General features: G+C 63.7%; 15 protein-coding genes and 1 tRNA gene. 8 read left to right on the forward strand and 8 right to left on the reverse strand.

What is annotated here, in order from left to right; translation table 11 throughout:
* The first annotated feature begins 195 nt into the window (after positions 1 to 195).
* The 3 genes from AC0L28_RS11520 (at position 196) to AC0L28_RS11530 (ending at position 3,687) form a co-directional block, all read left to right on the forward strand.
* Positions 196 to 2,304, forward strand: coding sequence for a molybdopterin-containing oxidoreductase family protein (locus AC0L28_RS11520; RefSeq protein WP_473477450.1), 2,109 nt, complete (start codon positions 196 to 198; stop codon positions 2,302 to 2,304).
* A 56-nt stretch (positions 2,305 to 2,360) separates the two neighbouring features.
* The gene (locus AC0L28_RS11525) at positions 2,361 to 3,059 is read left to right on the forward strand and encodes a DUF2270 domain-containing protein (protein ID WP_023800651.1); all 699 of its coding nucleotides are present in this window, start codon (positions 2,361 to 2,363) and stop codon (positions 3,057 to 3,059) included.
* 358 nt (positions 3,060 to 3,417) lie between these two features.
* A complete protein-coding gene (locus tag AC0L28_RS11530) occupies positions 3,418 to 3,687 on the forward strand; it encodes a DUF680 domain-containing protein (RefSeq protein WP_473477452.1) in 270 nt (89 codons plus the stop codon).
* Positions 3,688 to 3,760: 73 nt separating this feature from the next.
* Here the strand turns inward: AC0L28_RS11530 and AC0L28_RS11535 are convergent, their stop codons facing one another.
* Genes AC0L28_RS11535 through purM form a run of 6 tightly spaced genes read right to left on the reverse strand, consistent with a single transcriptional unit; the run spans position 3,761 to position 6,927 of the window.
* Positions 3,761 to 4,276 carry a SixA phosphatase family protein gene (locus AC0L28_RS11535; RefSeq protein WP_128169219.1) on the reverse strand — a complete coding sequence of 172 codons (516 nt, stop codon included), beginning with the start codon at positions 4,274 to 4,276 and terminating at the stop codon, positions 3,761 to 3,763.
* A complete protein-coding gene (locus tag AC0L28_RS11540) occupies positions 4,273 to 4,617 on the reverse strand; it encodes a hypothetical protein (protein ID WP_287229917.1) in 345 nt (114 codons plus the stop codon). Before AC0L28_RS11540 ends, AC0L28_RS11535 begins: the two co-directional genes overlap by 4 nt.
* Positions 4,618 to 4,634: 17 nt before the next feature.
* Complete coding sequence (locus AC0L28_RS11545; protein WP_473477454.1) at positions 4,635 to 4,799, reverse strand: type II toxin-antitoxin system RelE/ParE family toxin; 165 nt, start codon at positions 4,797 to 4,799, stop codon at positions 4,635 to 4,637.
* An 8-nt stretch (positions 4,800 to 4,807) separates the two neighbouring features.
* The gene (locus tag AC0L28_RS11550) at positions 4,808 to 5,095 is read right to left on the reverse strand and encodes a type II toxin-antitoxin system ParD family antitoxin (protein WP_023800646.1); all 288 of its coding nucleotides are present in this window, start codon (positions 5,093 to 5,095) and stop codon (positions 4,808 to 4,810) included.
* Positions 5,096 to 5,155: 60 nt separating this feature from the next.
* A complete protein-coding gene (gene purN, locus AC0L28_RS11555; protein WP_023800645.1) occupies positions 5,156 to 5,866 on the reverse strand; it encodes a phosphoribosylglycinamide formyltransferase in 711 nt (236 codons plus the stop codon).
* Positions 5,863 to 6,927, reverse strand: coding sequence for a phosphoribosylformylglycinamidine cyclo-ligase (gene purM, locus AC0L28_RS11560; protein ID WP_023800644.1), 1,065 nt, complete (start codon positions 6,925 to 6,927; stop codon positions 5,863 to 5,865). The genes purN and purM overlap by 4 nt, the downstream gene beginning before the upstream one ends.
* 258 nt (positions 6,928 to 7,185) lie before the next feature.
* Between purM and AC0L28_RS11565 the strand changes: the two genes are divergently transcribed.
* Genes AC0L28_RS11565 through hdaA form a run of 3 tightly spaced genes read left to right on the forward strand, consistent with a single transcriptional unit; the run spans position 7,186 to position 9,624 of the window.
* Positions 7,186 to 7,743, forward strand: a complete 558-nt coding sequence (locus tag AC0L28_RS11565) for a CDP-alcohol phosphatidyltransferase family protein (protein ID WP_473477512.1) — start codon at positions 7,186 to 7,188, stop codon at positions 7,741 to 7,743.
* The gene (locus AC0L28_RS11570) at positions 7,715 to 8,914 is read left to right on the forward strand and encodes an AI-2E family transporter (protein WP_128169217.1); all 1,200 of its coding nucleotides are present in this window, start codon (positions 7,715 to 7,717) and stop codon (positions 8,912 to 8,914) included. Before AC0L28_RS11565 ends, AC0L28_RS11570 begins: the two co-directional genes overlap by 29 nt.
* Before the next feature lie 5 nt (positions 8,915 to 8,919).
* A complete protein-coding gene (hdaA, locus tag AC0L28_RS11575) occupies positions 8,920 to 9,624 on the forward strand; it encodes a DnaA regulatory inactivator HdaA (protein WP_023800641.1) in 705 nt (234 codons plus the stop codon).
* A 381-nt stretch (positions 9,625 to 10,005) separates the two neighbouring features.
* Here hdaA and AC0L28_RS11580 read toward each other — a convergent pair whose 3' ends face one another.
* Positions 10,006 to 11,007: a GlxA family transcriptional regulator gene (locus AC0L28_RS11580; RefSeq protein ID WP_027152617.1), complete on the reverse strand. Its 1,002-nt coding sequence runs from the start codon at positions 11,005 to 11,007 to the stop codon at positions 10,006 to 10,008.
* 128 nt (positions 11,008 to 11,135) lie between these two features.
* Between AC0L28_RS11580 and AC0L28_RS11585 the strand changes: the two genes are divergently transcribed.
* Positions 11,136 to 11,963, forward strand: coding sequence for an alpha/beta fold hydrolase (locus AC0L28_RS11585; RefSeq protein ID WP_473477458.1), 828 nt, complete (start codon positions 11,136 to 11,138; stop codon positions 11,961 to 11,963).
* A 132-nt stretch (positions 11,964 to 12,095) separates the two neighbouring features.
* Here the strand turns inward: AC0L28_RS11585 and AC0L28_RS11590 are convergent.
* Positions 12,096 to 12,172 (reverse strand) — tRNA-Pro (locus AC0L28_RS11590).
* 375 nt (positions 12,173 to 12,547) lie between these two features.
* Here AC0L28_RS11590 and AC0L28_RS11595 point away from each other — a divergent pair.
* Positions 12,548 to 12,853, forward strand: a complete 306-nt coding sequence (locus AC0L28_RS11595) for an ETC complex I subunit (protein WP_023800638.1) — start codon at positions 12,548 to 12,550, stop codon at positions 12,851 to 12,853.
* Positions 12,854 to 12,901: the final 48 nt, after the last annotated feature.

The raw sequence follows: 12,901 nt of genomic DNA on the forward strand, positions 1-12,901 counted from the left end.
GGGAGATGCCCGGCAGGGCAGAGGGGGTCGTCTCGCGTAGATCGCCAGCGTCTTACTTCGTCGCGAAAGATGTCGGCGCTCCACGCGCCGCGACCCCCTCTGTCGCTTCGGCGACATCTCCCCCTCAAGGGGGGAGATAGGCGCTTGCGCGATCTGGCCCTACACGCCGTGCCCGGAACCCGCTAATCTCGCCCCATGAATCAGCACGCCAAGCTCAGGATCGGCCATTCGGCCTGTCCGCATGATTGCCCGTCGACCTGCGCGCTCGAGGTCGAGCTGCTCGACAGCAAGCGCATCGGCCGCGTCCATGGCGCCAAGGCCAATAGCTACACGGCTGGCGTCATCTGCGCCAAGGTCGCCCGTTATGCCGACCGCGTCCATCATCCCGACCGCTTGCTGAAGCCGCTGATCCGGGCGGGCGCCAAGGGTGAGGGCCTTTGGAAGAACGCGAGCTGGGAGGCCGCACTCGACCTGGTCGCCGAAAAATTCATCGCGGCCGAGGCAAGATATGGCTCGGAGACGGTCTGGCCCTATTACTATGCCGGCACGATGGGGCTGGTGCAGCGCGACGGCATCGAGCGGTTGCGCCATGCGAAAAAATACTCCGGCTTTTTCGGTTCGATCTGCACCAATCTGGCCTGGACCGGCTGGATGATGGGGGCCGGCGCGCTGCGCGGTCCCGACCCGCGCGAGATGGCCAAGTCCGACTGCGTGGTGGTCTGGGGCACCAATGCCGTGGTCACCCAGGTCAACGTCATGACCCACGCGATCAAGGCGCGCAAGGAGCGCGGCGCCAAGATCGTCGTCATCGACGTCTACGAGAACGCGACGATGAAGCAGGCCGATCTCGGCCTGGTGCTGAAGCCCGGCACCGACGGTGCGCTGGCCTGCGCGGTGATGCATGTGCTGTTCCGTGACGGCATGGCCGACCGCGCCTATCTGGCAAAATACACCGACGATCCGCACGGTCTGGAAGCGCATCTTCAGACGAGGACGCCGCAATGGGCGGCTGATATCACCGGGCTTTCCGTCGATGAGATCGAGGCCTTCGCCCGTCTCGTCGGCACGACCAAGAAAACCTATTTCCGCCTCGGCTACGGTTTTTCGCGGCAGCGCAACGGCTCGGTCAACATGCATGCCGCCGCCTCGATCGCCGCGGTCACCGGCTGCTGGCAATATGAGGGCGGCGGCGCCTTCCATTCCAATTCGGGCATCTTCAAGCTGAACCAGGAACTGCTGGAAGGCACGCGGATGCGCGACCCGGCGATCCGCCATCTCGACCATTCGCGCATCGGCCCGGTGCTGACCGGCGCTGAGGATGCGCTCTATGGCGGCCCGCCGGTGACGGCGCTGCTGATCCAGAACACCAATCCGGTCAATGTCGCGCCGGAGCAGCGGCTGGTGAAGCAGGGTTTTTTGCGCGACGACCTGTTTTCCTGCGTGCACGAACAGTTCATGACCGACACCGCAAAACTCGGAGATGTCGTGCTGCCGGCGACGATGTTTCTAGAGCATGACGATATCTACAAGGGCGGCGGCAATCAGCACATCACGCTCGGGCCGAAGTTGATCGACCCGCCGGAAGGGCCGCGCAGCAACCATTTCGTCATCGAGGAACTCGGCAAAAGGCTCGGTGTTGGCGACAGGCCTGGCTTCGGCATGACCGAGCAGCAGCATATCGACATCATTTTGGGCAAGCGCGGGCTGGGCAGTTTTTCGAGCCTCAAGGAACAAAAGTGGCTCGATTTGCAGCCGGCTTTCGAAGCGGCGCATTTTATCGACGGCTTCGGCCACGCGGACGGAAAATTCCGCTTTCGCGCCGACTGGACCGGGCAGGCGGCGCCCAACCGGCCGCCGAAATGCATGGGCCTGTTCGGGCCGGTGGCAAGCCTGCCGGAATTTCCCGACCACGTCGATCTGATCGAGGTGGCGGATGCTGCGCATCCGTTCCGGCTGGCCACCTCGCCGGCGCGCAATTTCCTCAACTCGACTTTTTCCGAGACGCCGGTGTCGATGGCCAATGAGGGCCGGCCGGAACTGCTTTTGCATCCGGACGATGCGGCAGCCTATGGGCTGGCCAATGGCGACCGCGTCGAGATCGGCAATGCGCGCGGCGAAGTTGTGCTGCACGCAAGATTGTTCGACGGCGTCAAGCGCGGTGTCGTGGTGGCCGAAGGCATCTGGCCCAACAGCGCCCACGAGCGCGGCGAGGGCATCAACGTCCTGACCGGCGCCGACGCGCCGGCGCCCTATGGCGGTGCGGCGTTCCACGACAACAAGGTGTGGCTGCGCCCGGCAAAGTGAAGCGTCGGAACGATATGCCCAACCAGCCGTTTTTGCGTGGCGGTGGAGACATGGTGATGGCAGAAGCGTTGGCAGCGCCGGCCCCCGTTGGAAGGACGCTTTCGCCCGGCGAACTCGTGACCACGATGGCGCATTTTCATCGCGCCGAGATTCTGCGCATGACGGGGTGGCGCGACCGCCTCGACCGGACGAGCAATTGGGCGATAACGGTCGTCGCGGCAATGTTGTCCATCTCGCTTTCGACGGCCAGCGCGCATCACGGCGTACTGCTTTTTGCCATGCTGCTTGTCCTGTTGCTGCTGTGGATAGAAGCGCGGCGATATCGCTTCTTCGACGTTTACCGGGCCCGAGTGCGCCAGTTCGAACGGCACTATTTCGCGCAGATATTCTCGCCGCAGCCGGACTTCGCGTCAGATTGGCTGTTGGTCGTCGGCGAAAGTCTGCGCACTCCAAAATTCCTCATTTCGCAACGAGCGGCGTTGGCGCGCCGTCTGCGTCGAAACTACATCCACATGCTGCTGATCCTGCTGTTGGCCTGGATCCTGAAACTGTCGACCCCCAGTCTTCTAACCGAAGGTGTCCGCATCGACTTCGTCAGTTCGGTGCGCGAGGCGGTTGCCGGCGCTGCTCTGGGGCCCATTCCCGGCCTGGTCATCGTCGTGCTGGTCGCCGCCTTCTATGCCGGCCTGCTGGTCACGGCGTTCCTGACCGCCAGCGACGACGGCGAGCTCTCCTTTGGCGACGTGCACGTCTAGGGCGGCAGCGCAAAACCGGTAGATCTGCGATTTCAGCTGTGCAGAAAATCGAACCGATCGGTTCGTTTTTGTTGACGCATTGTGCAAGACCAAGTGAACGTCGGCTCAGCGAATGGCCGGGCCACGCGGCAGAAATATTCGCCTAACGCATTGAGAAGCAAGTCAAAGATTGTGGTGAAGGAAGCCTTTTGGCGGATTTCAAGCACCCGGTTCAGGGCGTAGCCGGAACATCTTTGTGATTGGAAACCGCTGCAGGGCCAGCCCACCTCGGGGTGGTCCGAGCGACGCGAAATCCTCCCAAGGCACGCCACCAGACGGACAACAACACTGAAAGTATGAAAGTACTGGAGTACCTGAAATGACCAAGATTGCTCTCACCGCTGCCGCCATCCTCATTGCCGCAGGCAGCGCCTTTTCCGGCAGCGACCACTATGGTTCGGACGGCGCCAATCAGCCGGCCGCGCCTGTTGGCAATGCGGCTGTTGGAAATATCGACAACACGTTCACGGGCTCGATCCGCAAGCCGTTTACGGCGGAGCACAATACCGTCAATACCAACGCGACGACCCAGCCCGGCACGACTGAACCGGTCGTGCCTCAGTCCGGCCGGGGCAACTGGGGCCGCTAAATCCTCAAGCTGCGGAACGCAAAGAGCGGCGGGCTTGGCCCGCCGTTCTTGCTTATCAAGTCACAGCTCTCGTTTAGCGCAGATCCTTCGGCCAAACGCAGTGCGTCAGCCGCGCGTCACCGAGGGCCAGCCGTGCCCAGTCACCGTCGAAAACGAAGCGGGCAAGAGCCGCTGTCGGGAATTTTTCTTCAAGCTTTTTGAGTGCCGCGGCATCCGACCCGGCGCCGGCAAGTCGGCGCGCGAATTCCTCCAGGCCGGGATTATGGCCCAGCACCAAGAGGCTGATTGTTGCCGCATTTGCCTGCCGGACCTTGGCGAGAACGTCTGCCGCGCTGGCCTCGTAGAGCGCCTGGACGAATTTGGCCGGCGTTTTCGCGGGCAGTTCCGCCGAGACCAGCCGCCATGTGTCGCGGCTGCGCAGCGCCGGCGATACCAGCGCCAGATCGGGCAGCCAGCCCTGGCTGGCCAGTTCGCGACCGACCAGCGGGGCGGCCTTCAGCCCGCGCCCTGAAAGCGGCCGGTCGAAGTCGATGAGGTCTGGATCGTCCCAGCTCGACTTGGCGTGACGCAGAACAAGGAGTTGCTTCATGAGTTCAATTTAAGACCAAGGAATGTCGGGCTGAAAGTCTTTCCCATATCCGCCGCCATGTTTTGTGCCCATGGCGGTATCAAGGTGGCCCAAAGCGCACCAAAGATGAACAAACCTACGCGCCGTTCATCCCTATCCCACCTGACCGAAATGTCTGCTTCAGCAATGGCCCAATCGCCCGATCGAATGTGAATTGCATCGATGACAGAACCTGTTCGCCCGTCCTCGATTCGATACAGATAGAAGTATGCCGTGGCATTGGTTGGATCGTCCGCCTCATCATACTCGAAGGCACCGGCCAGATCACCTTTTGCCCGCATAGCGCTGTCGAAGAGATCCATTTGCCTGTCTGCATCTGTCAAAATAACGTTGAGACTTCGCGTGCGCCATGCACCACGCGCACGATCTCGACGCGCTGTTCGGCCACGCGATAAAGCACGAGATAATTGCCGATCGTCAATGCTCGCACTTCGGCACCGATGTTGGGTTTTTGGCGCCGGATTCCGGGCCGGGCTGCGGACAATGAGGACGTCAGCCATTCCGCTGTTTTTTGCTGGCGTCGCTGAACCGGCTGTGCGCCTTCAGTTTGATGTCCTCGATGTCGAAAGGCGCGAACGGGCCGCTCCCCAGCCCTTCCGTCCAGGCTTTCCGCAGCCGTTCCGCTTCCGCCTCGCGCAAGGGCTGGCGAAGACGCCATTCGCGGAGCGCCTCGCGGATCACTTCGCTTGCCGAACCGTATTGCCCGCTGGCCACCGCGCCCTTGACCATGTCCAGCAGTTCCGGCGAAAGCGCCACGCTGACCTTTTCGACTGTCGCCATCAACCTGTCTCCTTGCCAACATGGTAGCAACATTTGCTACCATGTTGGCAAGGATGGTTCTCAGGGAGTGATGCGCGCCAGATGCTCGAGGTCGGTTTCCTCGCGCAGCGGATCGGGCGCCATGATCACGGAGGTGCTGTTGTCGGCATCGTCGGCGAAGTGGGCAAGCACGGTGCGGCCGCCTTCCATCCGCGCCTTGCCTTCGGCGACCAGCCCGAGCGCCAGCGGATAAAGCCGGTGCTCGGCCTTCAGCACGCGCGCGGCGAGCATGTCCTCATTGTCGCCGACCATCACCGGCACGGCAGCCTGGGCGATGATCGGGCCGTCATCCATGTCCAGCGTCACGAAATGCACCGTGCAGCCATGGATGCGTATGCCGGCGCGCAAGGCGCGCGCATGCGTATCCAGCCCCTTGAAGGCGGGCAGCAGGGCAGGGTGGATATTGATCATCCGGCCCAGCCATTTCTCGACGAAGCGCACGCCGAGAATGCGCATATAACCGGCCAGCGCCACGATCTCGGCGCCGAACGAGACAAGTGCGGCGTCGATCGCCCCGTCATGCGCTTCCTTGCTGGTATAGTCGGCCCGCGAAATCACCTTGGTGGCGATGCCGCGCGCCGCCGCGATGCCGAGACCGGCGGCATTGGCCCGGTCGGAAATGACGCCGACGATCTCGGCCGGATAGTCCGGGTTGCTGGCCGCGGCGATCAGCGCCGTCATGTTGGAGCCGCGTCCCGAAATCAGCACCACGGTGCGTTTGCGCGCACTCATAGGCCGATCGCGCCCCGATAGATCACGCCGGCGTCGCGGCGCGGCACGATGCGGCCAATCGGCGTCACCGTCTCCCCGGCCTCCTGCAGCACGGCCGCGACCTGTGCCGCCTGGCCGGAGGCGACGGCGAGGATCATGCCGACGCCGCAGTTGAAGGTGCGCATCATCTCTTCCGGCGCCACGCCGCCGGTCTTGGCCAGCCATGAGAACACCGCCGGCACTTCGATGGCGTCGAGGTCGAGTTCGGCCGAAAAATCCTTCGGCAGGACGCGCGGGATGTTTTCCGGGAAACCGCCGCCGGTGATATGGGCCAGCGCCTTGATGCCATGCGTGTTACGGATCGCCTTGAGGATCGACTTGACGTAGATACGGGTCGGCTCGAGCAGCGCCTCGGCCAGCGTGGCTTCATCGTTGAAGGGCGCTGGATCGGTCCACGCAAGGCCGCTGGTGGCTACGATGCGGCGGACCAGCGAAAAGCCGTTTGAATGCACGCCCGACGAGGCCAGCCCCAACAGCACGTCGCCCTCGACGATGTCGTCGGTCGGCAGCAACTGGCCGCGTTCGGCCGCGCCCACGGCAAAGCCGGCGAGGTCGTAGTCGTTGCCGTGATACATGCCGGGCATTTCCGCCGTCTCGCCGCCGATCAGCGCGCATCGGGCCTGCCGGCAGCCCTCGGCGATGCCGCCGACGATCGCCGCACCCTGGTCGGGGTCGAGCTTGCCGGTGGCGAAATAGTCGAGGAAGAACAATGGCTCGGCGCCCTGCACGACGATGTCGTTGACGCACATGGCGACGAGGTCGATGCCGATCGTGTCGTGTTTGCCGGCATCGATGGCGATCTTCAGCTTGGTGCCGACGCCGTCATTGGCGGCGACCAGCACCGGGTCGGTGAAGCCGGCGGCCTTGAGGTCGAACAGGCCGCCGAAGCCGCCGATCTCGCCATCGGCGCCCGGCCGGCGCGTCGCGCGCACCAGCGGCTTGATCTTCTCGACCATGAGGTTGCCGGCATCGATGTCGACACCCGCCTCGGCATAGGTGAGCCCGTTCTTGCGCTTGCTCATCACTCTTTCCTGCTTTCCGGGGCTCTTCGCATGAACGGCTGCGCCTCGCAAGGATAACGGCTGGCTCAGGCATTTTCGGCCTCACAAAATCGTGGACAGAGGCCTCAGGCAAATCTCCAACATTGGCGATGGCGAAGGCCTTGAAGATAGCCAATCTCTCCCCACGAGCGGAGATTGGCAGCATCTGCGTCGCTCTCACTTGCCGTAGCCTCTCATCTCTATCATGTATCATCAAAACAGAAGCGACGGGACATGCGTTTGAACATCCCCAACATGATCACGATCATGCGTTTCGTGCTGGTGCCGGGCGTGGTGCTGGCCATGCTGCAGGGGCGCTGGGACTGGGCTTTCGCCGGCTTCCTGATCGCCGGCATTTCCGACGGCGTCGACGGCTTCATCGCCCGCCATTTCAACCAGTTTTCGCAGCTTGGCGCCTATCTCGATCCGATGGCCGACAAATTGCTGCTGGTCTCGGTGTTCGTGGTGCTGGGTTTCATCGGTGAATTGCCGCTGTGGCTGGTCGTCACCATGGTGTCGCGCGATGCGCTGATCGTCTGCGCCGTCGTTTTGTCCACCGTCATGGCCCACCCGGTCGAGATGAAGCCGCTGTTCGTGTCGAAGGCCAACACCGCCGTCCAGATCGGGCTGGCGGCGGTGGTGCTGGGCGAACTGGCCCTCGCCATCGATCTCGATCCGCTCAGGCCGGTGCTCATATTGCTGTCCGGGGTCTTGACCGTGGCTTCGGCCGCGGCCTATCTCGTGGCTTGGCTGAGGCATATGAGCGGCTATGGCGAAGGCTCCAAACCGGATACCTGACCAGAACATCGACGCGGCAGCCGAAGCTGCCGCTGCCGATGCGGCCGCGTCCGGCGTGTTTCGGCGCCAAATCCGCTTCTGGCTGATCAGCGCCATCATCCTCGCGGTCTTCCTCTATGTCTTCAGCGGCATCCTGCTGCCGTTCGTCGCCGGCATGGTGCTCGCCTACTTTCTCGACCCGGTCGCCGACCGGCTGCAGCGGCTCGGCCTGTCCAGGCTGATGGCGACGATTGTCATCCTGTTTGCCTTCATCGTCGTTCTGGTGCTGGCCTTCGTCATCCTCATTCCGGTGCTGGCTTCGCAGATGGCTGATTTTGCCAGCAAGCTGCCGGAATACCTGACCCGGCTGCAGAGCCTGATCACCAGCTTCGATCCGAGATGGCTGGAAGAGCAATTCGGCGTCGACGCCAATGGCCTGCGCGAAGGGTTGAACTCGCTGCTGACCTCCGGCTTCGGCCTGCTGACCACGGTGTTCACCTCGATCTGGAGTTCCGGCGTGGCGCTGGTCTCGGTGGTCAGCCTGTTCGTCGTCACGCCCGTCGTCGCCTTCTACATGCTGCTCGACTGGGATCGCATGGTGACGATTGTCGACAGCTGGGTGCCGCGCGATTATGTCCAGACCGTCAGGGCGATCGCCAACGACATCAACACCGCCACCGCCGGCTTTGTGCGCGGCCAGGGCACGCTGTGCCTGGTGCTGGGCGCCATGTACGCCACCGGGCTGACCTTGACCGGCCTGAATTTCGGCATCCTCATCGGGCTGTTCGCCGGGCTGATCTCCTTTATTCCCTATGTCGGCTCGCTGACCGGGCTGGTGCTGGCCGTCGGCGTCGCCTTCGTCCAGTTCTGGCCGGACTGGACCATGGTCGCGGCGGTGGCCGGCGTGTTCTTCGTCGGCCAGTTCATCGAGGGCAACATCCTGCAGCCGAGGCTGGTGGGAAAAAGCGTCGGCCTGCATCCGGTGTGGCTGATGTTTTCGCTGTTTGCCTTCGGCGCGCTGTTCGGCTTCGTCGGCCTGCTGATCGCCGTGCCGGCCTCGGCCGCCGTTGCCGTCCTGGTGCGCTTTGCCATCGCCCGCTATCTCGAGTCGCCGCTCTACAAGGGCCACAACACCGAACCTGTGCCGCCGCTGCCGGCGCGTCGCCGCGGGAGCGGTGGGCCGCGCAGTTGAGCCAGATGCCGGACAACAAGATCGACCCGCCGCGCCAGTTGCCGCTCGATCTCGGCCACGGAACCGGCTATTCGCGCGACGAACTCGTCGTCTCAGGCACCAACAGCCAGGCGGTGGCGCTGGTCGATCGGTGGCCGGACTGGCCGTCGCCGGTGGTCGTGCTCGCCGGCCCCGCAGGCTGTGGAAAAACCCATCTGGCGTCGATCTGGCGCGCCCGCGCCGGCGCAGTGAAGGTCGACGCCGGGCGGATCGGCGACTGCATGGCGAGCCTCGGTGCGCGGCCGGCCCTGATCGACGATGTCGATGCCGGTCCGGTCGATGAAGAGGGGCTGTTCCATCTGATCAACGCGGTGCGCGCGGCCGGCTCGACCTTGCTCTTGACCGCGCGGCGCTTTCCGTCCGCCTGGGGTGTCAGGCTCCCCGACCTCGCATCGCGGCTGAAGGCGGCGGCGATGGTCGAGATCCACGAGCCCGACGATCTCTTGCTGGCCGGTGTCATCACCAAACTGTTCGCCGACCGCCAGGTCGAGGTCGAGCCGCATGTCGTGCAATATCTGGTGCGCCGCATCGAGCGCTCGCTGGCCACCGCGATGCGCGTGGTCGAACGGCTCGACCGCACGGCACTGGAACGCAAGACGCCGATCACGAGGGCGCTCGCCGCCGAAACCGTCAGCGCCATGGATGAGGGGCAGGGCGAGTTCGAGATTTAGGCGGTGGGAGAACTTCCCTTCTCCCCTTATTGTGGGAGAAAGTGGCCGAGCGAAGCTCGGTCGGATGAGGGTGTTCCAGCTTGGCGAACACCCTCGTCCAAATCGGGCGCACTGCGACAGGATCGCCAGCGCCTCATTTCTTCCAGCACCCCTCATCCGGCTCGGCGCGGCGCGCCGATCCACCTTCTACTACAAGGAGAGAAGGAAAAAGCTCCGGTCGGTGTCCCATTTCGGGAAACATTGACTGGCATCTCTCTTGCACATGCAAGCTTGCCGGCTAACCCCGGTCCTGATGCGTATCAAATCAGGTTGTAGGCTCGCCGGGAGATGAGGCGGTTGGGGTTCTCTTCCCGGCGAGCTTGCCTTCAACGAGATGATAACTCAACTCCCTACGCCCACCACCGCCGCTCGTTCCGCGCCAAAGCGCCTGCGGTAATCGCCCGGCGCCAGGCCGGTTATCCTGGCGAACACTTTGCGGAAGGAGCCGGGATCGTCATAGCCGACATCCCAGGCGATCTGGTCGATGGATCGGGTCGTCGCTTGCAGCATCTCACGCGCCTTGCCGACGCGCAGGTGCTGGCAATACTCGGTCGGCTTGAGGCCGGTGGCGTTGCGAAAGCGGCGCAAAAAAGTCCGCTCCTCCAAGGCCGCATGCTCCGCCATGGTGGCAAGCGTTACATCGCGAGCGCCTCTCGCCTGGAGCCAGTGCTGCACCTTGAGGATGGCCTCGTCGCCATGGTTCAGCCTGGGTGCAAAGGGGCTGTAGAAGCGTTGCTCGCGTCCCGGCGGGTCGACCAGCATGAAACGGGCGGTGTCCATCATCACGGTCGGCCCAAGCACCCGGTCGACGAGCTTCAGGCCAAGGTCGGTCCAAGCCATATAGCCGCCGGCGGTGATGATGTCGCCGTCATCGATGACCAGCTTGTCGGCATCGAGTAGGATGTCGGGAAAGCGCATCGCCAGCGCGTCGCGATAGGCCCAGTGCGTGGTCGCCGCACGACCCGACAGCAGACCGGCCTCGGCAAGCACGAAGGCGCCGGCGCAGACCGAGCCGAGCGTCGCGCCGGCAGCGTGGCGGGCCCTGAGCCAGTCGGCATAGGGCGCGGCCGCCTCGCGAGCGATCGGATCGCCCAGGGTCGGAGGCAAGATGACCATGGCAGGTCCATTGTCGGGGCCGGGCTCGCTGTCGAAGCTGCGGATGACGGTTTGGCTCGCTTCCTGCCACTGCCAATGGCTGACGCGAAGCCTCAGCGCGTCCGGCGAACGGTCGGCAGCCAGCCGGTTGGCCAGCTGGAACAGGTCGGTCAGACCGAGAACTGCCGCTTGCTGAACGCCGGGATACACAACAAGCCCGATTTCGACCCGATCACGCCCCGCATGCATCTGTCAGTTTTGCCACGTTCAATGTCTGTTTTGCCAATACTCACCATGACTCCGTTGCAATAGCTTGTCCACAGAAGGAACGAACCTTCCCCCCACCAAGCCAGCCAACTGCAGCAAGGAGCACGACGATGAGCACATTCACCACCCAGGACGGCACCGAGATTTTCTACAAGGATTGGGGCACAGGCCAGCCAATCGTGTTCCATCACGGCTGGCCTCTGAGCGCCGACGACTGGGACAACCAGATGCTGTTCTTCCTCGACAAGGGCTATCGCGTCATCGCGCATGACCGGCGCGGGCACGGCCGCTCGACACAGACCGCGACCGGCAACGAGATGGACACCTATGCCGCCGACGTCGCGGCTCTGGTCGCGCATCTTGATCTCAAGAACGCCGTCCATATCGGCCATTCGACCGGCGGCGGCGAGGTGGCGCGTTACGTGGCCCGCTACGGTGGCGAAGGACGCGTCGCCAAGGCGGTGCTGATCGGCGCGGTGCCGCCGATCATGCTCAAGACCGACAGCAACCCCGGCGGCCTGCCGATCGAGGTCTTCGACGGCTTCCGTGCCGCTTTGGTCGCCAACCGCGCCCAGTTCTACAGGGATGTGCCGGCCGGCCCGTTCTATGGCTTCAATCGCGAGGGCGCCAAGGTTTCGCAAGGGGCCGTCGACAATTGGTGGCGCCAGGGCATGATGGGCGGAGCCAAGGCCCACTACGACTGCATCGAGGCTTTTTCCGAGACCGACTTCACGGAGGACCTGAAGAAGATCGACGTGCCTGTCCTGATCATGCACGGCGATGATGACCAGATCGTACCGATTGCCGACTCAGCTCTGCTTGCAGCCGGGCTGGTGAGGCACGGCACGCTCAAGGTCTACGAGGGCCTGCCGCACGGCATGTGCACCACCCACCCGGAGATCATCAATCCGGATCTCCTGGCGTTCATCCAGGGCTGACGCTTCGCAAGCTTCAGGCGGGCACCCCGGGAAGTCCGGGCTGCCCGTTGGTCGCTTGGGTGCTTCGTCAGTCGCAGATGCTGTCCGGCGCAGGTGCGCCGGCAGCACGGCCGGTGATTTCCGGTGAATGGATGGTCGGAGTGGAGAGATTCGAACTCCCGACCCTCTGGTCCCAAACCAGATGCGCTACCAGGCTGCGCTACACTCCGAGTCCTTGGCGGCGTATAGGGTTACGGGCTTGGCTGCGCAACCCCTAAAAGACGAAAACGCAACAAACGGCAGGCCCGGGTCGAGAGCGGAGTCGAAAATGCCGGCCGGCGCAACGGTTTCGCGGCAGCGCCACCTCAGGCACCCAGGTTGCTGTCCAGCGGCACGCTGCCGTTAACCCGGATAAAACGTCCCCGCCGGGAAGAAAACGCCCGGCGCGATCTCGGTCGTCCTGTCCACGGCCGTCACATCGCGCAATTATCGTCGGTGGCCCGCCGTGAAGGGGTACGGCAGGCTCGGCCTTGCCGCCGGCAGCATTGCGCAGTAATGACGGGAATACAGCGGCGGTGCCGCTTGCACGTAGTAACGAGGTGTTCATGTCCGCGCGCATTTTCAGCCCAGCCAAAACCGCGATGCAGTCCGGCAAGGCCAAGACCGGCCACTGGGTGCTGGAATTCGATCCCGAGATGCGCAAGAAAATCGATCCGCTGATGGGCTACACCACGTCGGCTGACATGCGGAGCCAGATCAGGCTCACCTTCGACACAAGGGAAGAGGCGGTGGCCTATGCGGAGAAAGAGGGGCTGGCCTATCGCGTCGAGGAGCCGAAGGAATCCAAGCGCCGCCAGATTTCCTATGCGGAGAATTTCCGCTATGACCGCAGGACGCCCTGGACGCATTGACCGGCAAATGCCGGGCAGCCGTCCCAGCGCATAAATTAGCCGGCCTTG

Source organism: Mesorhizobium sp. WSM4847, assembly GCF_055811335.1.